The sequence below is a fragment of the Pseudomonas sp. RIT-PI-o genome (assembly GCF_001297215.1).
In the GTDB taxonomy this organism is placed as follows: Bacteria; Pseudomonadota; Gammaproteobacteria; order Pseudomonadales; family Pseudomonadaceae; genus Aquipseudomonas; species Aquipseudomonas moraviensis_A.
Map to the genome: position 1 here is coordinate 197,059 of NZ_LHPA01000020.1, position 20,953 is coordinate 218,011.

At 57.6% G+C, this 20,953-nt stretch carries 15 protein-coding genes; 1 reads left to right on the top strand and 14 read right to left on the bottom strand.

Annotated elements, in window-relative coordinates; translation table 11 throughout:
* Nucleotide 1: 1 nt before the first annotated feature.
* The 7 genes from hflX to AEQ63_RS09675 all read right to left on the bottom strand — a co-directional run bounded on the left by hflX (nt 2) and on the right by AEQ63_RS09675 (nt 7,941).
* Nucleotides 2–1,303 (bottom strand): ribosome rescue GTPase HflX, encoded by a 1,302-nt coding sequence (gene hflX / locus AEQ63_RS09645; RefSeq protein WP_042607805.1) that lies wholly within the window; start codon nt 1,301–1,303, stop codon nt 2–4.
* Nucleotides 1,304–1,315: 12 nt separating this feature from the next.
* Nucleotides 1,316–1,582: an RNA chaperone Hfq gene (gene hfq / locus AEQ63_RS09650; protein ID WP_016771947.1), complete on the bottom strand. Its 267-nt coding sequence runs from the start codon at nt 1,580–1,582 to the stop codon at nt 1,316–1,318.
* Between the two features lie 95 nt (nt 1,583–1,677).
* Nucleotides 1,678–2,649 carry a tRNA (adenosine(37)-N6)-dimethylallyltransferase MiaA gene (gene miaA, locus AEQ63_RS09655; RefSeq protein ID WP_064363106.1) on the bottom strand — a complete coding sequence of 324 codons (972 nt, stop codon included), beginning with the start codon at nt 2,647–2,649 and terminating at the stop codon, nt 1,678–1,680.
* The gene (gene mutL, locus AEQ63_RS09660; protein WP_042607803.1) at nt 2,649–4,556 is read right to left on the bottom strand and encodes a DNA mismatch repair endonuclease MutL; all 1,908 of its coding nucleotides are present in this window, start codon (nt 4,554–4,556) and stop codon (nt 2,649–2,651) included. The genes miaA and mutL overlap by 1 nt, the downstream gene beginning before the upstream one ends.
* Complete coding sequence (locus AEQ63_RS09665) at nt 4,553–5,932, bottom strand: N-acetylmuramoyl-L-alanine amidase (RefSeq protein WP_376779067.1); 1,380 nt, start codon at nt 5,930–5,932, stop codon at nt 4,553–4,555. The genes mutL and AEQ63_RS09665 overlap by 4 nt, the downstream gene beginning before the upstream one ends.
* A gap of 51 nt (nt 5,933–5,983) precedes the next feature.
* Nucleotides 5,984–6,454, bottom strand: a complete 471-nt coding sequence (gene tsaE, locus AEQ63_RS09670) for a tRNA (adenosine(37)-N6)-threonylcarbamoyltransferase complex ATPase subunit type 1 TsaE (protein ID WP_042607801.1) — start codon at nt 6,452–6,454, stop codon at nt 5,984–5,986.
* Nucleotides 6,442–7,941, bottom strand: coding sequence for a bifunctional ADP-dependent NAD(P)H-hydrate dehydratase/NAD(P)H-hydrate epimerase (locus AEQ63_RS09675; protein WP_064363107.1), 1,500 nt, complete (start codon nt 7,939–7,941; stop codon nt 6,442–6,444). The genes tsaE and AEQ63_RS09675 overlap by 13 nt, the downstream gene beginning before the upstream one ends.
* A gap of 63 nt (nt 7,942–8,004) precedes the next feature.
* Between AEQ63_RS09675 and queG the strand changes: the two genes are divergently transcribed.
* Nucleotides 8,005–9,078, top strand: a complete 1,074-nt coding sequence (gene queG, locus AEQ63_RS09680; RefSeq protein ID WP_064363109.1) for a tRNA epoxyqueuosine(34) reductase QueG — start codon at nt 8,005–8,007, stop codon at nt 9,076–9,078.
* 25 nt (nt 9,079–9,103) lie between these two features.
* On the opposite strand, the gene AEQ63_RS09685 is transcribed toward queG, so the two are convergent.
* The 7 genes from AEQ63_RS09685 to orn form a co-directional block, all read right to left on the bottom strand.
* On the bottom strand, nt 9,104–13,885 hold the full coding sequence (locus tag AEQ63_RS09685; protein WP_082367774.1) for an RHS repeat domain-containing protein: 4,782 nt from the start codon (nt 13,883–13,885) through the stop codon (nt 9,104–9,106).
* Between the two features lie 84 nt (nt 13,886–13,969).
* Nucleotides 13,970–14,956 (bottom strand): hypothetical protein, encoded by a 987-nt coding sequence (locus AEQ63_RS09690; RefSeq protein ID WP_064363113.1) that lies wholly within the window; start codon nt 14,954–14,956, stop codon nt 13,970–13,972.
* Between the two features lie 337 nt (nt 14,957–15,293).
* Nucleotides 15,294–17,723 carry a DUF6543 domain-containing protein gene (locus AEQ63_RS09695; RefSeq protein WP_152972345.1) on the bottom strand — a complete coding sequence of 810 codons (2,430 nt, stop codon included), beginning with the start codon at nt 17,721–17,723 and terminating at the stop codon, nt 15,294–15,296.
* Between the two features lie 184 nt (nt 17,724–17,907).
* Nucleotides 17,908–18,939, bottom strand: a complete 1,032-nt coding sequence (locus tag AEQ63_RS09700) for a hypothetical protein (protein WP_064363117.1) — start codon at nt 18,937–18,939, stop codon at nt 17,908–17,910.
* Between the two features lie 173 nt (nt 18,940–19,112).
* Entirely contained in the window at nt 19,113–19,724 is a 612-nt protein-coding gene (locus AEQ63_RS09705; protein ID WP_042607795.1) for a trimeric intracellular cation channel family protein, read from the bottom strand.
* Nucleotides 19,725–19,870: 146 nt separating this feature from the next.
* Nucleotides 19,871–20,380 (bottom strand): hypothetical protein, encoded by a 510-nt coding sequence (locus AEQ63_RS09710; protein ID WP_064363118.1) that lies wholly within the window; start codon nt 20,378–20,380, stop codon nt 19,871–19,873.
* Between the two features lie 25 nt (nt 20,381–20,405).
* A complete protein-coding gene (orn, locus tag AEQ63_RS09715; RefSeq protein ID WP_042607793.1) occupies nt 20,406–20,948 on the bottom strand; it encodes an oligoribonuclease in 543 nt (180 codons plus the stop codon).
* Between the last annotated feature and the right edge of the window lie 5 nt (nt 20,949–20,953).

A 20,953-nucleotide genomic window follows, 5' to 3' on the forward strand; every position in this document is an offset into this window, starting at 1 on the left:
TTTATTGCAAAGTGTGTTGCTCGATGAATTCCATCGGCTGCAATCCTTCGCGGCTTACCAATCGATTCAGCTCGATCCGGGGCAAACGAACGGCCAGCAGGCTGACACCTTCTTCATCGTATTCTTCTTTCTGCACCGCTCCGAGTTCGAAGAACTGCGCACGCAGTCGAGCGAATCGTTGCGGCAGGCGCAAGGTCCCCACGAACAGGTCACTGCCGAGCAACTCGGCGATCGCTTGTTCGAGCAACTCCAGACCACTGCCATCACGCGCCGACAGCCAGACCCGTTGCGGCTTGCCATCGGCATCGCGCTGGATCTGCGGCTCGACGCCTTCAAGCAAATCGAGTTTGTTATAGACCTCCAGGATCGGCAAGTCCTGAGCGCCAATCTCGCCCAGCACCACCATCACCTGCTCGATCTGCAACATGCGATCCGGTTCGGCCGCATCGATCACGTGCAACAACAGGTCGGAATTGCTCGACTCTTCGAGCGTAGACCGAAATGCCTCGACCAGCTTGTGCGGCAGGTGACGAATGAAGCCCACGGTGTCGGCCAGGACAATCGGACCGAGGTCGTCAAGTTCCAGGCGGCGCAGGGTCGGGTCAAGTGTGGCGAACAGTTGATCGGCCGCGTACACGTCGGATTTCGTCACGTTGTTGAAGAGTGTCGATTTGCCGGCGTTGGTGTAGCCCACCAGCGACACGGTAGGAATGTCCGCACGGGATCGGCCACGGCGCGACTGCTCGCGCTGACTGCGCACCTTCTCCAGCCGCCCCTTGATCTGGCGCAGACGGACCCGCAACAGACGGCGGTCGGTTTCCAGCTGGGTTTCACCCGGGCCGCGCATACCGATGCCGCCACCCTGACGTTCAAGGTGAGTCCAGCCGCGAACCAGTCGCGTGCTCATGTGGTCAAGCTGGGCCAGTTCGACCTGCAGCTTGCCCTCATGGGTACGTGCGCGTTGAGCGAAAATATCGAGAATCAGCCCGGTGCGGTCGATCACGCGACACTCGAAAACACGTTCGAGGTTGCGTTCCTGACTGGGCGTGAGGATGTGATTGAAAATCACCAGATCGGCTTCTTCAGCCTTGACCAGGTCGCGCAGTTCCTCGACCTTGCCGCTGCCGATCAGATATTTGGCGGTTGGCCGATGACGCGGCACGTTAAAAAACGCAACGGTCTCGGCGCCAGCCGAATTTGCCAACTCCTGAAACTCCTGCGGATCTTCGCGCGCCTCAGGGTCCTGTCCATCCAAGTGAACGAGGATGACTCGCTCACCACCACCGTGGCGCTCAAAGAACAAAGGAGACTCCTATCAGGCGTTACCCGGCGCTGCATCGGCATCGCCCTGTTCGTTTTCGGTTGCGCTAGGCAGACGAATTGGACGAACCGGCACGACGGTCGAGATCGCGTGTTTGTAGACCATCTGGCTGACGGTGTTTTTCAGCAGGATCACGAACTGGTCGAACGACTCGATCGTTCCTTGCAGCTTGATACCGTTGACCAGGTAGATGGAAACCCCGACTTTCTCTTTACGTAAAGTGTTCAGGTAAGGGTCTTGTAGCGAATGCCCTTTTGACATGTGCCGCACTCCTTTAAGGATTCAATAATAAAAACAGGTAAATTCAGATGGCTTCGGCCGTCACACCCCCAAGGATAGACGGCAATTGCAAGGACTCAGCTCAATATGGAGATGGTCCCGAGGTATTTCAAGGCGCGTGGCAGATTGTCGCAATCAAGACTGTCCAGCCAGTGTAAATCGTCCCAGCTGCGCAGCCAGGTAAACTGGCGCTTGGCCAATTGGCGCGTGGCGATGATGCCGCGCTCCTGCATCTGGGCCAATGTCAGCTTGCCGTCCAGGTAATCCCAGACTTGGCGGTAGCCTACCGCACGTATAGACGGCAACCCGGCATGCAGGTCACTTCTTTTACGCAGGGCTACGACCTCGTCGATGAATCCCTGTTCCAACATATTTGTGAATCTTTGTTCAATTCGCTGGTGCAGAACCTGACGATTCGCCGGAGCGATGGCCAGGTTCGCGACAGTATAGGGCAATTGTTGGCGTCCCGAAGCGGCTGCTTCAGTACTTTGCGCAGATTGTTGCTCACGCAGGGTGGTCATGCTCTGCCCGCTGACTCGATAGACTTCAAGCGCCCGACTCAAGCGCTGCGGATCATTTGGATGAATCCGCGCCGCCGACACCGGATCGATTTGCGCCAACTGATCGTGCAGCGCTTGCCAGCCCAGGCGTGCAGCCTCTTCCTCGATCTGCGCGCGCACCTCGGGATCGGCCGCCGGCATGTCGGCCAGACCTTCGACCAGAGCCTTGTAATAGAGCATGGTGCCGCCGACCAGTAGCGGGATCTTTCCCCGCGCGGTGATCTCGGCCATGGCTTGCAGGGCGTCGCGGCGGAAATCGGCAGCGGAATACGCCTCAGCGGGGTCGAGGATATCGATCAGCCGGTGCGGGTATTGGGCCAGCAGCTCTTTCGAAGGCTTGGCGGTGCCGATGTCCATGCCGCGGTAGACCAGCGCCGAATCGACGCTGATCAATTCGCACGGCAGCACCTTGGTCAGCTCGATGGCCAGATCGGTCTTGCCCGCAGCGGTCGGGCCCATCAGAAATATCGCTGGAGGGAGCTGGCTCATCAACGACCGCGCAGGAACAGTTTGTCCAGATCGTCCAGGCCCAGTTGGGTCCAGGTCGGTCGGCCATGGTTGCATTGGCCACTGCGCTCGGTGTTTTCCATGTCGCGCAGCAGGCCGTTCATTTCCGGCAGGGCCAGACGCCGGTTGGCGCGGATCGCGCCGTGGCAGGCCATGGTGCCGAGCAGTTCGTTGAGGTGCGCCTGAATGCGGTCGCTGGTGCCATATTCCATCAGGTCCGACAGAACATCGCCGACCAGCCGATTGGCTTCCGCCTGTTTGAGCAACGCAGGAATCTGCCGGATCGCCAGGGTTTCCGGGCCAAGCCGCTGCAACTCAAAACCAAGTCGCTGAAACCACGCCGCGTGTTCTTCAGCGCAATCGGCCTCGCGCTGACTGACCGCCAGCGACTCCGGCACCAGCAACGGCTGACCACTCAGGCCTTCGCTGGCCATGGCGATTTTCAAGCGTTCGTACATGATCCGCTCGTGGGCGGCATGCATGTCCACCAGCACCAGGCCATGGGCGTTCTCAGACAGGATATAGATGCCCTTGAGCTGCGCCAGTGCATAGCCGAGCGGCGGAATATCTTCCTGACCAGCCGGAAGCGCGTTGGCATTGGCTTCTGGCAGCGGCGCGAAAAACTCTTTGTAAGCGGCTTGCGCCTCGGCGGCAGGCACTGTCGATTGCGGCCGCGGCGTGTATTGGTACTGATAGGCACCGCCAGCGCTGGCACCGGATGACGTGTTGAACGCAGGTTGCGCCTGCGGCTGCTCGAGCAGCGCATTGGCGGCCAGACGCATCTCGCCCTGCGGGCCGAATTCGCCCGCCTCGATTCCGCTGGGTCGAACGATCGCCGTGGTGACCGAACCGGCCAGTTGATCCTCCGGTCGCACGTCGCCCAGCGCACGGTGCAGCGTGCCGTACAGGAAGTCATGAACCATGCGCCCGTCACGGAAGCGTACTTCGTGCTTGGTCGGGTGGACGTTGACGTCTACTGCTGCCGGATCGACCTCGAAAAACAACGCGAAGGTCGGATGCCGGCCGTTGAACAGCACGTCGCGATAAGCCTGGCGCACCGCATGGGCCACCAGTTTGTCGCGCACCGCCCGACCGTTGACGAAGAAATACTGCAAGTCCGCCTGACTGCGGTTGAAAGTCGGCAAACCGACCCAGCCCCACAGGTGCAGACCGTTGCGCTCGATCTCGATCGGCAGCGCCTGTTCGAGGAAACCGGAACCGCAGATCGCCGCCACGCGCCGCGCACGGGCCGCATCGTCATGGGCCTCGTGCAGGCTGAGAATGGTCTTGCCGTTGTGGCGCAGATGAAATGCCACGTCGAAACGCGCCAGCGCCAGACGCTTGATCACCTCCTGCAGGTGATCGAATTCGGTTTTTTCGGTCTTGAGGAATTTGCGCCGGGCCGGGGTGTTGAAGAACAGGTCGCGAACTTCCACCGAGGTGCCGACCGGATGCGCCGCCGGCTGCACGCGCGGTGCCATGTCGCGGCCTTCGGTCTCGACCTGCCAGGCCTGATCGGCATCGCGGGTGCGCGAGGTCAGGGTCAAACGCGCCACAGAGCTGATCGACGCCAACGCCTCGCCACGAAACCCCAGGCTCATCACCTGTTCAAGGTCTTCGAGGTTGCGGATCTTGCTGGTGGCGTGACGGGCCAGAGCCAGCGGCAGGTCATCGGCAGAAATGCCGCTGCCGTCATCGCGCACCCGCAGCAACTTGACGCCGCCCTGCTCGACATCGACGTCGATACGCTTGGCGCCGGAGTCGAGGCTGTTTTCCAGCAGCTCCTTGATAACAGAGGCCGGACGTTCAACCACTTCACCGGCGGCGATCTGGTTCGCCAGCCGCGGGCTGAGCAGCTCGATGCGCGCAGTGTTCAATACCTGGTTCATTCTTTGGACGCCAGTTCGGTGCCGGGAATGGTCAGGTGCTGACCGACTTTCAGCTCATCACTTTTCAGGTTGTTGGCGGCGCGCAGAGTGGCCGGGGAGACTTGATAGCGCACGCCGATCATCGCCAGGGTTTCCCCAGGGCCGACGCGGTGGTCGCGCGGGCCCTGGGCAATCTTGCCGGAATCACGCAGCCAGGCGATGTAGGTGCCCGGTGGCGGATTCTGCTGGAAGAACTGGCGCACGCCGCTGCTGATCGATCGGGCCAGGGCCTGCTGGTGGCTGGATGCAGACAGTTTGTTCGCTTCGTTGGCGTTGGAGATAAAGCCGGTTTCGACCAGGATCGACGGGATATCCGGCGACTTCAACACCATGAAGCCGGCCTGTTCCACGCGCTGTTTGTGCAGCGGCGTAACGCGACCGATGTTGGTCAGAACCTTCTGGCCGACGTTGAGACTGGAGGTCAGCGACGCAGTCATCGACAGGTCGAGCAGGACGCCGGCGAGCATGCGATCCTTGTCGTCGAGGCTGACGTTGCCGGCGCCGCCGATCAGGTCGGATCGGTTTTCACTGTCGGCCAGCCAGCGAGCGGTCTCGGAGGTAGCACCACGATCGGACAGGGCGAACACCGACGCACCGAAAGCGGCTGCGGACGGTGCGGCGTCGGCGTGGATCGAGACGAACAGGTCGGCGCCCTTCTTGCGGGCGATCTCGGTACGCCCGCGCAATGGAATGAAGTAATCGCCAGTCCGGGTCAGTTCGGCGCGGAAGCCTTTCATGCCGTTGACCTGACGCTGCAGTTCGCGAGCGATCTGCAGCACCACGTCTTTCTCACGCTGGCCGCGCGAACCGGACGCCCCCGGGTCTTCGCCACCGTGGCCGGCGTCGATCACGACAATGATGTCGCGCTTGCCGGCCGGCGCTGGCGGCAGCTTGATCGCCGGCTCAGTCGGGGTCACCGGCACTGCCGGCAAGGTCGCCACCGACGGCGTTGGAGCTGGCGGCGGCGCGGCATCGGCCGGGTTGTCGAACAGATCGACCACCAGACGGTTGCCGTACTGCGCGTTCGGCGCCAGCGAGAAACTTTTCGGGGTGACGGCTTTTTTAAGGTCGATGACCACCCGCAGGTCGGTCGGCGTACGCTGGGCCGAGCGCATCGCGGTGATCGGCGTGTTCGCGGTCTGCACGTTCAACGGTGCGCCCAACGTGGCGCCATTGATGTCGATCACCAGCCGGTCCGGCGCGGTCAGGGTAAAGACGCTGTGCTGCACCGGGCCACTCAGGTCGAAGACCAGTCGCGTGTTGTCCGGCGCCCGCCACAGGCGCACGCTGTTGACCTTTGAATCGGCCACAGCGTTGACGGTTACTGCCATCAACATCAGTCCAGCGGCAGCCACCAACGCGCGAAAGCGCATACCAAACCCCATCATTTAATTGGATTCCAATGCCAAAGCGGCACACCAGGCCTCGCCACGCGAGCCCTCGGCTAAAATTTTCAGCGAACGCCCGCTGTCTTGCGGGCCAATGGTAATGGTCAGGTCAGGCTTTGGCAAAAAGCCTGCACCTTTATCGGGCCATTCGATCAGGCACATCGCGTCGTCTTCGAAGTAGTCGCGGATGCCGAGAAACTCCAGCTCCTCCGGATCGACCAGGCGATACAGGTCGAAGTGGAAGGCGCGGATGTCACCGATCTCGTAGGGTTCAACCAAGGTGAAGGTCGGACTTTTCACCGCGCCGACATGACCCAGCCCGCGAATGATGCCCCGCGACAGGGTGGTTTTGCCCATGCCCAGATTGCCTTCGAGAAAAATCAGGCCATGGCCCTGGGTCACGCGGGCGATCCGTGCGCCAAAGTCGCTCATGGCCTGTTCATCGGCCAGGTACAGGGTTACTTCAGACACGGTGCATGCTCCTCCAACAACTGACGAATGGCTGGAATCAGATCACTGGCCGCCAGCCCACGGCCGAATTTGCCTTGTTGCAGGCCGGCATTGGCGTGCAGCCAGACGGCCAGGCTTGCAGCGTCGAACGCGTCCATGCCTTGCGCCAGCAATGCGCCGGTCAGACCGGCCAGCACATCACCGAGCCCGCCCGTGGCCATTGCCGGATGGCCTTGATGACACAGGGCCAGACGCCCATCGGGATGCGCGATCAAACTACCGGCGCCTTTCAGAACCACTACCGCTGAATACTTTTTGCTCAACGCCAATGCAGCGGCCGGACGATCGGCCTGTACTTCGCCAGTACTGATGCCGAGCAGGCGCGCCGCCTCGCCCGGATGCGGGGTGATCACGCAATCCCTGGGCAACTGGACAAAACCGCCGGCCAACAGGTTCAACGCGTCGGCGTCCCAAACCTGCGGTACCGACGCATTGGCGGCTGCCGACAACAAGGCGCGACCCCAGCTTGCCTGCCCAAGGCCCGGTCCGACGACCAATACCGAAACCTTTTCCAGCAGGCCCATCAGTTGATTGGCAGACGAGGTGCCGAGGGCCATGGCTTCCGGCACGCGAGTGAGCGCTGCCGGCACATGCTCGGGACGGGTCGCCAGCGACACCATGCCCGCGCCGCTGCGCAACGCCGTTTCAGTGCTGAGCAGAATCGCCCCGCCGAAACCATGATCGCCGCCGATCAACAGCACATGGCCAAAGCGGCCCTTGTGCGAAGTCGGCGCGCGCGGCGCAAGTGCCGGAAGATTAGCGGCGCTGAGGCGTCGAGCGCAGACAGGAATGTCACTGAAAATGTCATCGGTGGCTTGCAGATCGTTGAAGACCAGTTCACCGGTATGATCCGCTGCATCGCCGGTCAACAGCCCGACCTTCATGCCGATGAATGTCACCGTCAGATCGGCACGCACCGCGACGCCCAGTTCCCGACCGGTGTCGGCGCACAGCCCGGAGGGAATATCGACGGCCACCACCGGTAAACCGCTGGCATTGATGGCGGCGATGGCAGCGGCATACGGCTCACGCACTTGGCCAGTGAGACCCGTGCCGAGCAGGGCATCGAGGACGACACCGCGCAGCTCGTTCTCTGCCTGCCAGCTCTGCACCGCAACGCCAGCAGTTATGGATTCGGCACGGGCCAGTGCGGCATCACCCTGCAAACGCTGCGGATCGCCGACCGCCAGTACGCGCACGGTCCAACCTGCCCGCAGCGCCAGTGCGGCCACCAGATAACCGTCACCGGCATTGTTGCCGTGCCCGGCGAGCACCGTCAGTTCATTCACTGCCGGCCATTTGCGCAGCAGTGCGCGCCAGGTGGCGCGGGCGGCGCGCTGCATCAATTCGAAGCCCGGCGTCCCGGCGGCAATCAGCCGTGCGTCGAGTTCGCGCACCTGCGCGGCGCGGTACAGCGCGTCGGGTAAATCATCTTTCGTCTGCGGCATGCGTCTTCGGGCTCCGATGTCTGGCAGAATTATACGCACCTCAGCTCCGGTTTCTCTCGCCTCATGTCCGCCATCACCACAGACCTGCCCGCCCTCGCCCAATCGATCAAGGATTGGGGCCGCGAGCTGGGCTTTCAGCAAGTCGGCATCAGCGGTCTGGATCTGGCCGAGCATGAGCAGCACCTCGCGCGCTGGCTCGAGGCCGGCTACCACGGCGAAATGGACTACATGGGCGCCCACGGCAGCAAACGCTCGCACCCCGAAGAGCTGGTACCGGGCACGCTGCGCGTGGTCTCGCTGCGCATGGACTACCTGCCCGGCGATACCGAAATGGCCAAACGCCTGGCTGAACCGGAAAAAGCCTACGTGTCGCGTTATGCCTTGGGCCGCGATTACCACAAATTGATCCGTAAACGTGTGCAGCAATTGGCCGACAGGATTCAGGCGCAGATCGGCCCGTTCGGTTTTCGCGCCTTTGTCGACAGCGCGCCGGTGCTGGAAAAAGCCATCGCCGAGCAAGCCGGGCTGGGCTGGATCGGCAAAAACACCCTTGTACTGAATCGCAAGGCAGGCAGTTATTTCTTCCTCAGCGAGCTGTTCGTCGACCTGCCGTTGCCGGTGGATGAACCGCATAGCAGCGAACATTGCGGCCGTTGCACTGCGTGTCTGGACATCTGCCCGACCAACGCCTTCGTCGGCCCGTACGTGCTGGATGCGCGGCGCTGCATTTCCTACCTGACCATCGAACTGAAAAGCGCCATCCCTGCAGACCTGCGTCCGTTGATCGGCAATCGCGTATTTGGCTGTGATGACTGTCAGATCGTCTGCCCATGGAACCGCTTCGCCAAGCCCTCCGGGGAAGGCGATTTCAAGCCAAGGCACAACCTTGACAACGCCGAGCTGGCCGAGCTGTTTTTATGGGATGAAGAGACGTTCCTGAGCAGTACCGAAGGCTCGCCGTTGCGGCGGGCGGGGTATGAGCGCTGGTTGAGGAATCTGGCGGTAGGACTGGGCAATGCGCCTTCAACGATTCCGGTGCTGGAAGCGTTGAAGGCGCGACGGGATCATCCGTCAGAGTTGGTCAGGGAACATGTGGAGTGGGCACTGGAACGGCACTCCAGACCTTCAAACCTATAAATGGCAAACAAAGTACTCAGGTTGCTCACGTCCGAGCTGTATCCATATTTCCCGCCGCTCTTATTCTTGCGGAAGTTTGCCCGGGAGACCAATGGCCGCCCGACTGAAGGACTTTGCAAACTCTCGTTGCACTATCCTCCAGAAGATAAATACGATGCCCGCCTCCAGTGATCTTCGTCATATAAACATGCGTTAACTTTCTGGTTTGGCTGTATTTGGCTAGTTCCGAGTACGCAAGACCCGCCTCCCCAGCTGCTTGGCGGGCAGACTTATTGCTTTCAATGAGTTTGTAGAAATCGTCTGCCTTCTTCCGATAATTATCGTAGACGGGGGCGCTGAACACGTCATCCGTCCCGGTGGCCCTGACCAATTGCCAAGGTTCATCCGCCACAGGCTCCACAGGAGCATTGACTTTTTTGGCCGCAGCCTTGGCGCCTTTCCCGGTCCTCTTTAAATATTTCCCCGCTTTTCCTGCCCCCCTGCCACTAAGCCCTTGGCTAAACGCTGAAGCCATCTTCCTGCCAGCATTCACCGCCGCTTTTGCACCCGCCGCCAAACCTGCACCGAGCGAAGCCAGCCCGAGACCGAAACTGATCCAGCCCAGTATCTCGCCTGCTTGAGAATCCGGTGCCAGCTCATTGACCACTTCACTGGCAATACCCGCCAGGCCTGAAGTCACGGCCAGCCCCAGCGCCGCCACTGCCCATGGCGTCGCCGCGCCCATCGTCAACACGCTGGCAACGATCCCGAGAATACTGAGGCCGATGCCCAATATCGATTGCCAGGAGATATGCCCGGTAGGGTCGACACGATTGACAGGGTCGCCCAGGCAATAACTGTAGGCATTCAATCCGCCCGCGCCGAACGGACTCATGCTGTCGGGGGCGAGGAATCGCATCAATGTCGGACTATAGGCCCTGTAACCGTTACCCAGCAGATACAGCCCGGTCACCGGATCCAGCTGCTCGCCGTTGAACCCCGCCAGGCTGAACAAACCACCCTCGGCAGGACGATGGCCGTAAGGGCTGTAGGCGCAATCGGTGAGCTGTTCCTTGCCCAGCGTTGCCAGCACGCTTTGCTGCTGATCGGTCCCAAATAGCTGCGCGCCAGCGTGCAAACCAAATTGCTGTTGGCCCACCAGCGCGCCACCGTGACGCACAACACTGGATGAATTTTCACCACTCACCTCATTGGCGACCCGGCCTGCGTGGTAGTAACGCTGCACCGTTGTCTTTTCGGGTTGCGACAGTTCAACCAGATCGTCGAAACCGTCGTAATGGTAGCCACGAATGACTGATCCCCCTGCGCCGGACAATTGCTCAAGACGTCCGAAGGCGTCATAGGCCAGAGTCCGCGCCTGGTCGTCCTTGATCATCCTGCCGTTGGCGTCGTATTCCAGCGTCACTGCCGGTGGATAGTCGACATGGGAATGTTTGACTGCGCTGAGCTGGACAGGATCGGGATTGTCATAACTGAACGTGGTCAGATTCACGCCCAGCGGGAACTTCGTCTGCACGGTGAGGATGTTATCCAGCGCATCGAAGGTGAACGTTTGCTGGACAATTTCCTTGCCATACGGATCGCGGGGCTTTTGGGTGCCGGCACAGTCGTACTGGATCAGACGCCCGCGCACATCGTAGGTGAATTGCTCGTCACGCAATAGTTGCGTGCCACGCCTGGAGACTTTCTGCGCCAGTTTGCCAGCCAGCGTGTAAGTCAACTCCAGGGTCTGGTCGGGTTGGCCCTGAATCTCGAATGTACGGCGGGTTTCGCGACCGATATCGTCATAGGCAAACCGGGTGATCATCTGACGCTTGATCGAGGTTTCTTCGGTTTTAGTCCAGTCCAGCATCCCCGTCTGTATGTTGTAGTGGAACTCGGTTTTCAGCGTGCCCTGCGAGGTGGATAGCAGGCGACCATGCTGATCGTATTCGGATGTGCTTTCGGCTCCGAGTACATCGACATGGGTGATCGGCCGCCCCTGCAGGGACCAGGTACGGGATGTTGCTTTCGTGACGGCACCAAGGGTCGTCGTTTCGGTTTTCACGCGCCCGGAAGGGTAATAGGTGAAACGGCGTTCCCTGCCGTTTTCGGTACAGGTCAAGGGATTGCCACTGACGGGGTCATAAGTCATGGTCGTGACCAGCCCCCCCGCCTTGCGCTCAGTCAGCAAACCGCCCAGATCGCGCAAGTAAGTGAATTCGGTTTTCTGGCCATCAGCACTCTTGAACCACTGTGGCTGAGTGAAGCCCGCTTCATAGCCAGCCTCGGACTTTCGTCCGCCCACGGTACTTTGTATCAAACGACCCAGACCATCGTAGGTCTGCTGTCCCAACGCTTTGTCACCGACCTTGATGCCGATCGGCAGCCCTTCATCGCTATGTTCGGCGTAGTCGGTCACTACCTCACTGGCGTCAGGCAGGACGGTGCGAATTATCCGGTCAAAAACGTCGTATTCATATCGAGTGGTATTGCCGACGGGATCTGTCTCGCTGGTTGTGCGCCCGAATCCGTCATAGGTGTAAACGGTCTTGCCGAGACTCTTGTTCTTCAGATTGAAGCTCTCGACACTGAGCGGTTTACCGAAGTCGCTAATGACGGTGAGTGTCCTGCCCATCCCCTGGAGCCGGTTGGTTTGCTGGCGAAGGACCGGATCCGTCTCGCTGTGTTCGATACGCCCATCGGCATGCAGCGTCTTGCAGACCTGCCCCCAGGAATCGAATTCGTAGCGAGTGCTGACCGGATACGGCTTGCCATCACGCCAATCCGTCAGCGTCGCTTTCACCCTGTGACCGACCGAATCATGCAGGGCAGAATAAAGCGTGCGCGTCTGGATGAGACCGTCCTTGTCGGGATGGTCGCAGTCCTTTTCCTGAACGGTGACTACCCGCTCCAGGCCGTCATAGGTCACTCTTTGCTCGCCGCCAACGGGATCGGTGGTCACCACGGTAGCCGGCTGCTGTTTGCTGGCAGCCAGATAGGCCCACCGGGTCGAAGCAGCATAGGGGGTGCCGGAAGCAACCGTTTTGCACACTGCGCGGCCGATCGCATCGTATTCATGCTCGATGCGCTCGCCCTCGACAGCGATTTCAGAGACCTGTAATCCGGTCAGCGTCGACAGCACTTTCTCACTGGTCTGTAGCGCGCCGTCAAATCCGCGTGTGCTGGACTTGACCCGCAACCTGTCACCCTCAAGCTCATAGGAAAATTGGGTAGAGGTTTTTTTATCATTCAGAATGATGCTTTGCTCTTTCGTGGCCCCGTGCTTGAGCGGGTCCTTGGGCGCGTCCAGGTAACTGCGTTCGGTTTTCGAACGCAAGACCTCAACACCTTCCACAACTTCGTAAAAACGCTCCGTGATCGGTAATACGGATGGCAGTTCCGCACCTGCCAACGCCGGGTGCAGGGCATAGTCGTAGTACGTGACTGTCGCAGCACCGCCCGACGCGGCAGCGGTGACCGTCCTCTTCCTTGGAAATCTGGAAAACCCCAGCGGATCCTGCGGGCAATTGTCGCCTCCGCTTGCCGGATGAAACTCCGTCGAAGTCGTCACCCCGTTCGGCTCGACGTGCCTGATCAGGTTGCCTTCGCCATCGAACTCGGTGACGGTCGTTTCCTCGCGCTTCTGCTGAGTGCGCCGATCGAGGTAAGTCACCGTCTGAACCTTGGGCAGGCGGAATTGCGCCAACTGCTCATTGAAAGGTTTGGCGACAGAACCGTGATACTCCGTGGCGGTGGCGATCTGGGCGTCGCCGCAGGTTGTAACCTCAGCCACCAACAGATGGAACTTGTTGTAGGTGCGTTTAATGCGGGTATGGACTTTGCCGCTCACCAGCAACTGCTCGTCCGAGGTGTAGACATAGTGGCCGGGCGCCAGATAGAGCGGATCCAGATCATTGTCCGTGGCCGGGAGAAGGCCTTGTCCGAGAAAATTATGGTCGGAGTATGTGTATGCCCTGCAAAGCCGGGGCTGGCCACGTCCTGGATAAGCATCGTGAGCTATGACAAACGGGAGTGTCTTTTCCCCGTCATTGACGAAATGGTGACCCTGGCGCTTGTAGCGAATGATTTCTACGCCACGCAACGGGTTGACGACGCGCCACAAGTAGCTGGCCCCATCGATGATTTCATATTCCAGCTCCCAGCCGTTACCGACCGGAAGCTCGATGGCCGTTACCCGACTGTTTTTCAAGATCAACTTGTAGGTTGAACTGGACGAAGTGTCAGGATGCCGGGTCAACTTCACTTGACCTTCAGTGCGGGTGATTTTCAGCAGGCATCGTTTGGCATCACGGATTTCGGCCAGTCTGGGAAACTGATTGAATAATTCATGCTTGAGCGAAATGCTCACACCGTTCGCCGCGATTATTTTTTCCGCTACGGCGACCTGAGTGCCAGCCAGGACCTTGAGCAGTTCACGCCGACCATCCTTGTATCGAACTTCATAGCGCCCTGCTCCGGTCACCAATACCTTCGCCGTTTGCAGCTTCATTTCCCTGAACTTCAGACCGGTAGATGTTTCCACAGCCTTGTAGCGCTCACCGTTGGACAGCGTCATGACTTTGCTGAGCATGTCGTAATTGGTCATGGTCAAAGACCAGCCGATGCCGAAACCGGAGTCCGCCTGGTTGAGCGGATTGAAGCTCAGGGAAAGTGCAAATTCAGGACCGTTAAGATCCGACGAGTGCAACTTTCCCAAGGAAAAGGAGCTTGTGTACATGCCGGTGCGCGGGTCAACGCCTCCTGATACAAACTCACCAAAGTTGAAAGCGTTTGAATGAACAGCGGAAGATGAATTATTTGCCATTGAAAAACGTCCCTTTATTTCAAGATTGTGCTACTGGCAGATCAAAAAACGGCCAGCGAGAACCCGCTGACCATGCAGATGAAATCAGGCAAATTGTTTTGTCGAACGCTTCGATTCACCCAGAATGAAAGTTCGCTGCTCTATATCACCTTTGATACCAAGCCAGTGCTCCGTACCGAACTCATCAATAACGGCAACTTCGAAGGTTTCGCCGGTTGCCGGCTTCTCCTCTGTCTGCAGAGTCGTGCGCTGCACAAGAGTCAACACGCCCTGCACATCGTTAATCGGAAAGGTAATGTAACCGAGAGGAGTATTGACCGAGGCCGATCGTCCGTATATCGGCGCCAGATAACCATAGAAAGTTCTGCCGCCGCCACTGTAGTGGTTTATCGTGCCTGACGAGTACACCATCACTGCATCTTCAGCATCATACGGGTTAAGCTCTATATCGTTGCTATACCAGTCGAGCAGCTGAATCTGACGACCGTCAGCGTGAAGTCCGAGATGAAAATACTGAATGCGTTCCTCGTAGACTCTTTCGCTGAACGTGCCGTACTTGTGAAGAGAAAAACTACTCTGGTTATATTTTTTCGGCGGGATCGCCTCCAGTGCGACACTGCTGTCAAAACCAATTCCGTTACTTCGCAATACCACGTTATCCATAACGATTTCAGCGGCTACTTCCATGACACCAGGCCGGGTGGCCGAAACCCAAAACTGAAAAATCTGCACCGGATCAGAGTCGTCGCTTATCCGGTTATGCGTGGCACGTGGGATTTCGGTAATCCGCGGAGCCCCACCTGACATTTCGTGGGCATAACGGTTTTCCTGCAACGAAACGCTCCAGGCCCCTTCCAGCGGTCGAGCACCGTTATAGTCAATAAGTCGCAGGGACTGTAAGGCGGGGTGCCCATGCAGTGATGCACCATCGCCGTTGTTATCGATCCCGTGCAGAAGCACCAACACGCGCACCTGCATACGTCCATTGGCATACAGCACTTTATGCTGGCCCGACCTTGTGGCGTCGAGTTTTACCTCGATACGAGAAATACCAATATGATCATTAAACATTTAACAATACCTGGCTGATTGAAGATTTCGCCCTTTAAGGACTCAGCAAAGTATTGAGGCTCGATTTAAAGAATAACAGCTGCGACATTAGACAAATTATGAGGAAGTAATATTTCAACATCACCTCCAACAACTTACATAAATACTAATATCTTCAAGAAGCGTGAGTTTTATAGCACCGCCTGCAACAACTCCCCTGCCATCCTTTGGTTCTGGCACTCAATGATTGCTCCCCTCCCGACCTGACCGTCACAGAATCAGAAGCGGAGCCCTCGAGTAGTCTATTTCTTGTCTGGCTATGTCAGCAAAACAAAGGAGTCGTTACTTTAACCAATATTCAGTCACTCTCTGAACCTGTCGAAAAACCGCTCTCCGAGGACTCACTATCGGAGTCGGACTGTAAAACTAGATCCTCCGTGTGGATTTCCACCTTTCGATCCATACTGGAACTTTCAAGATAGTGACCAATCCGCTGCCTTGACTCGGCACTCAGCGGATTATTCAATAAACCGATGAACAGATCCTGGGTATCCGGAATCTCTAACAGTTCATGTCCCACGTCTGAAATATTATTATCATGCAATGCCACGACACCCAGTTTCGTGAGCCGATCTATGCCTAAAGGAATGCTTGAAAGATTTGCGTTGCTCAGCATCAATCCGGTCAAGCCAGCCATGTGACCTACATGCGGAGTAACTGTCAGAGGATTGTTTGCCAAATTCAAGCGGGTAAGCGTTTCAATTCTGGACAATCCTTCAACTGTGGCCTCGGATAGTGTCAGCGAGCACCCGTCCAGCGCAAGATCGCTTAACTGGCGCATTTGAAATATTCCTGACGGGAATTCCTCTGTCTTTATGCCAAAGACTCCCAAAGATTGAAGATTTGGAAAACTGTCAAGAAATGCACCTATCCGTGCTATCGGTTCATTTGCGGTCAATATCAACTCTGTTACATATTCAAACCGGCTGGACAACCTTGGTAATTCACCCGAAAAATCAACGTAGTGAGAAAAATGATCGTCTCCCTCGTCCCACTTCGAAACCGACTTGCGTTGCCAGATAGCTTGCAACTTTGTGCTGAATTGCTCGCGAGCCTGGCGCTGTCCGGCGGGTGTCGGCGCGCCTTCTGGTTGCGCTGTCGGTGTATGGGGTAATGTCCCTTCGGCCGTCCATACCGCCAATTCCTCACGCAACGTCGCAAGCTCTGTTTCCAGGCGAAACAAAACCTCTGATGAATCACTCTTCAAGCGCTCAGTGATAAATGCCGTCACCTCCTCATCTGGAAGATGCGGATATAGATTACGTACGCGCTCTACAATGGACTTTGGCGATAGCGGGTTGTCGTCACCTCCCCCTCGCAGATGCCCCGTTTGCCCATATCGCGCGATGGCAGGATCGGCGGTAACCGGAAGCGTCGGCATCCCCAGCAATTCGTTCACGGCATGGTGCGACGGCAACGGCAGTGCACGGATCAGCTGTTGCAGTGCCGCGCCCCCACCTTCTGTCACACCCAGCAAACGGCGATGCCCGGGCAACAACACAAGCCAGATGGCTGAATACAGATCCTTCGAGTCCTCAGGTATTTGGGCGTCGCTGCTTTGGATGACATAGCCATCATCCTCACGAATCAGTATGTGACGAAACGGCGACCGGGCGTCGCCGCTAGTGCTGAGCACAGGCCCGTCCCCAGCCCCCTGGCGAATCTCGAAAGCAATCTGCCGCGGCCAGTTCGCGAGATTTCCGAGCATATGCAGCACTAGCCGATCACTGTCCAGATTGGATACCGCCTCCAGATAAATACCTTCCCTGGCCCTCGCCAGGCGAATATCCCGAAGCGCCACCAGTGCCTCTTTCGCCACTCGCTGTGGCATGCCAGGCTGGTTGTGCATATGTAAACGCTCGGCGGCGCTCATGTTGCGCCATATCGCCAGTGCAGCCGTTTTCGGTAGATTTGGAAATACCCGGCGCATCCGTAAAGTATGTTCATCGCAATTGGCTTCAAATGCGTCTTCCAGTTCCTTGAACCTCGTAAACCGCTCAGGTGCGGCCCCGCGTCCCTGCGCCTGAATCTTCTGATCAAGTTCGAAGCGCCTGATGGTGTCCTCCAGTAAAAACGGCGCAGGACGATCATTAATGAGCACATCGCGCAGGACGACTTCATCGACGCCACTCACTGCCAGCAGGCGTGCAACCGTGGCGTCGGAAAACTGCGCCACAGAACGACCCATCCGGCGGAAAAGTTGTGCGGTTTGTACTGATATTGAATCGGTGACGGTGGCGAAATCGCTGTCAAGCGGGCCCCAGAACCGGCCCTCGCTGTCGAGTTTCATCAGCGGGCCGGAAGGGTCGAGTTCACTGGCCAGCGTGGCACGAAACAGGCCACTCTCGACATCCAGCACCACTTGCACCATATGGTCATCGTCTACGGCAACATACTGACGCTGCTTCACGATCCGCATGCCTTGCGCATCGAACTCGCCGAGTTTTTTGGGTGTGGGTATCCAGTAATCTGCCAGTGAAGACTTCGCGACGTGCATCGTGAGTTCATTGATCACGGAAGAGCTCGGGTTCACGCTCACCCAGATCTCTGGCGTCAATGCGGCCGGGGCAGGCGCCAGAGAAGGATGCGCGGGCTCCAGGCGGCGCGGGATGGGCAGAGCCGGCGTTGATGAAGAAACGGAGGATGACCAGTGAGCATCCTCTACGCTGAAATCGGGGGTTTTGGTTGGGGCGGGTACAGGTTTGACTCTGGGCGGTTTGCCAGTCATGACTACTCATCCTTGATATATGGGTGTGTTGGCCCTCGCATAGCTGGAGGGCCAACGCTAGATATAAATAACAGCACGTTCGGTGCGATTACCTGATAACTGAACACCGCAGCTTATCGGTAGTCGTCATGCCAAAAAGCATATATATATCTATTCCATCCACCGACATTGCATCAGTGGAGACTCAACCTCGCTCCAGGTATAAATTACGCTCGTAGAAGTTCACGCGAATCGCCAGCCTATGCTCCGTGCCGTGTTCATCAATGGCCAGAAAATAAAGTTTATTTCCGTATTTGAATGCTTTTCCGATTTTCGAGTATTCCGACAGCGCTTGTACGACGGTAAACTCGCCGTCGCTCTGAACCCTGACAGTATAATTCTCGTCCTCCCAGGTATGGGCGTCGGGGAAAAAAGCGAATACAAAAGGATCACCTTTAACCGGCAAGGACACTGTCACCTCACGGGTTTCAGGGCTGGCAAGAATGACCTTCATATAATTGGTTTTGCTTTCATTAAGCCTGTTACCCCCCGCAAAATCATGATCAGCCCCTTTCTCTATACCGTCTACAACCCAATCGACCAGCTTGATCTGCTGCCCCCGCGGATACAGTCCCAGACGATAGCTCCAGATCCGATTACCCGGCAATTCGTCGCCGCGCCGGGTTTGATACCAACGAAATTCTTCCATGGAGTACGCCGAAGGGGGTTGTGCTTCGATGGTTACACTGCTGTCCTGGACACTGGAAAGTGTGGTTCCGTTGCTGAGAATCCTCTCACCGTTCAGAGACAGACGCGCGCCAATCCGGGTGGTCCCGGCGCTGGACGTGGATACCCAGAACGTGCGTACCTGCGGATGGGCACTATCATTTTCCAGATCATCGTCGTGAACCTCTGAGGCAGTGAGTGAAGGCCTTGCCTCAAGGGTAAAGCGACCTTGCACAGTGCTCGCGGCCCAGCCGTCGCGCAACGTATTGCCGGTGCTGTAATGAATGAGCTCGATACTGTCCATTACATCAGCCGGTACGTGCATGGTATTGCCGTCGGCGTCTACCCCGGTAACCAGAACTTGAACCTTGACCTGCATCCGGCCATTACCGAACAGTGTTTTGCTGCGAGTACTGTCATTGGCGTCGAACTTGACGCTTAAACGGGCGAGGCCTGTAAGTACTGGCGCAATGGTTTGCTGACCGTGTGTAGCGTCCATGCTTTCACTCATGATGCATTTCCTTGAAAAGTTGTATTTGAATATTGACATCGAAAAGGTGCCAACAAAAAAACTACAGACCCTTCAAATAAACAGCAAAGCGAAAAATGTAAGAAACATACACTTGCAAGCCCATGACGATTTACCGGACTTTATTCGACAGGCCAATAATCCCTGCAAAGTTATTAATGCTCGTCGTTATAAACGAATTTTGGCATTTCCCAATGGAAACGGATGGCAAGCAGACGTAACAAAAACCCGCCGAATAGTGTGATCAAAATGGCTTGTTCGCTCGGCACATTCAAATAAAGACACAGCATGTAGCACCACGCGGCAGCGAAGGAGACACTCGCATACAGTTCGCGCCGAAAAATCAGCGGAATGTCGTTGCAGAAAATATCCCGCAGGATGCCGCCGAATACCCCGGTGATCACGCCGCTGACCGAAGCCACCAGCATGCCATGGCCCATTTCCAGAGCGGTCATGCAGCCGATCAGCGTAAACGCCACCAGACCGACAGCGTCGAGCACCAGGAACAGCGAGCGCAGATGGCGCATCCAGCGCGCGGTGAATACGGTGAACATTGCCGCAACCGAGGTCAGCACCAGGTATTCCGGGTGCTTGACCCAGGTCAGCGGATAATGCCCAAGCAACACATCACGCACTGAGCCACCGCCCAACGCCGTGATGCAGGCAATCAGCACCACACCGAACCAGTCCATGCCGCGACGACCGGCAGACAGCGCGCCAGTCATGGCTTCAGCGGTGATGGCAATCAGATAGAGCATCAGCAACATGGGGGCAATCCTGGCAGTGAGGCGCGCAGTTTAGCCACTAGGCGCCGGCACTGACAGAGATGACGCCAAGCTCGCTCCGATTCAAAGCCGCCGTCATGGGTGACGGAACGGAATGCCGGCGGTGGGATTTCAGAAAAAATGAAGTATCAACCTCGTTCCAGCCTGAAGCTTCGTTCTTTGAAGTCAGTGCGGATAGCCAACTTATGCTCAGTGCCGAATTGATCCAGAGCGGTGAAGCGAAAAACTTCCCTGTCCGGGCGAAGCAGAATTCCTGCCTGAAACACTGCATTCCATGCTTCGACTTTATTACCGAAAGCAAATACCACATTCTTTACCGGACCTTCAGCAATCCAGTCCACCAACTTGACTTGCTGCGAATGGGGATACAGGCCGAGATAGTATTTGTAAATACGTTGATTCCTGAATCCGCCGTCGTACCAGACATCTTCCCAACGGAATTGCTCAATCGCGTAGGTGACCGGCAGGATGGCTTCAATGCTGATACTGCTGTCATGCCTGCTCGACAGCGTTGTCCCATTACTGCGGATGACGGTGTCAGCAAACTTTAATGGAAGCACCGATCTGAATGGTTTCAACATTTTCGCTGCAAACCCAGAACGTGCGTACCCGGCGCTGGTCCGAGGCACAGGAGCCACCTGTGGCAGCTCCTGCACAACACCATCAGAACTTGATGAAATGCTTACGGTAATGCTGCAACTCGGCGATGGATTCGCGAATGTCGTCCAGCGCCAGGTGCGTGCTGCCCTTCTTGAAGCTGTCACGCACGTCCGGCGCCCAGCGCGCGGCCAGTTCCTTGAGTGTGGAAACGTCGAGGTTGCGATAGTGGAAGTAGCTTTCCAGCGCCTTCATATGGGTGTAAAGGAAGCGACGGTCCTGGCAGATGCTGTTGCCGCAGATCGGCGACTTGCCCTTCGGCACCCATTGTTCCAGGAAGGCGATGGTTTCGGCTTCGGCCTCGGCCATGCTGATGCGGCTCTCGCGCACACGCTGGGTCAGGCCGGAGTTGCCGTGAGTGCGGGTGTTCCACTCATCCATGCGCGCAAGGACTTCGTCGCTGTGATGGATGGCGATTACCGGACCTTCAGCCAATGTGTTCAGCTCACTGTCGGTGACGATGGTAGCCATTTCGATGATCACGTCGTTGTCCGGGTCCAGACCGGTCATCTCCAGGTCGATCCAGATCAGGTTCTGCGGGTTTTGCATATTCG

What these genes read in the sequence shown, in the direction of transcription:
- hfq (WP_016771947.1), bottom strand. Translation starts at nt 1,582, where the DNA reads ATGTCAAAAGGGCATTCGCTACAAGACCCTTACCTGAACACTTTACGT.
- AEQ63_RS09690 (WP_064363113.1), bottom strand. Translation starts at nt 14,956, where the DNA reads ATGTTTAATGATCATATTGGTATTTCTCGTATCGAGGTAAAACTCGAC.
- miaA (WP_064363106.1), bottom strand. Translation starts at nt 2,649, where the DNA reads ATGAGCCAGCTCCCTCCAGCGATATTTCTGATGGGCCCGACCGCTGCG.
- AEQ63_RS09675 (WP_064363107.1), bottom strand. Translation starts at nt 7,941, where the DNA reads ATGCCGCAGACGAAAGATGATTTACCCGACGCGCTGTACCGCGCCGCG.
- AEQ63_RS09665 (WP_376779067.1), bottom strand. Translation starts at nt 5,932, where the DNA reads ATGTTGATGGCAGTAACCGTCAACGCTGTGGCCGATTCAAAGGTCAAC.
- queG (WP_064363109.1), top strand. Translation starts at nt 8,005, where the DNA reads ATGTCCGCCATCACCACAGACCTGCCCGCCCTCGCCCAATCGATCAAG.
- orn (WP_042607793.1), bottom strand. Translation starts at nt 20,948, where the DNA reads ATGCAAAACCCGCAGAACCTGATCTGGATCGACCTGGAGATGACCGGT.
- AEQ63_RS09705 (WP_042607795.1), bottom strand. Translation starts at nt 19,724, where the DNA reads ATGTTGCTGATGCTCTATCTGATTGCCATCACCGCTGAAGCCATGACT.
- mutL (WP_042607803.1), bottom strand. Translation starts at nt 4,556, where the DNA reads ATGAACCAGGTATTGAACACTGCGCGCATCGAGCTGCTCAGCCCGCGG.
- AEQ63_RS09695 (WP_152972345.1), bottom strand. Translation starts at nt 17,723, where the DNA reads ATGACTGGCAAACCGCCCAGAGTCAAACCTGTACCCGCCCCAACCAAA.
- AEQ63_RS09685 (WP_082367774.1), bottom strand. Translation starts at nt 13,885, where the DNA reads ATGGCAAATAATTCATCTTCCGCTGTTCATTCAAACGCTTTCAACTTT.
- AEQ63_RS09700 (WP_064363117.1), bottom strand. Translation starts at nt 18,939, where the DNA reads ATGAGTGAAAGCATGGACGCTACACACGGTCAGCAAACCATTGCGCCA.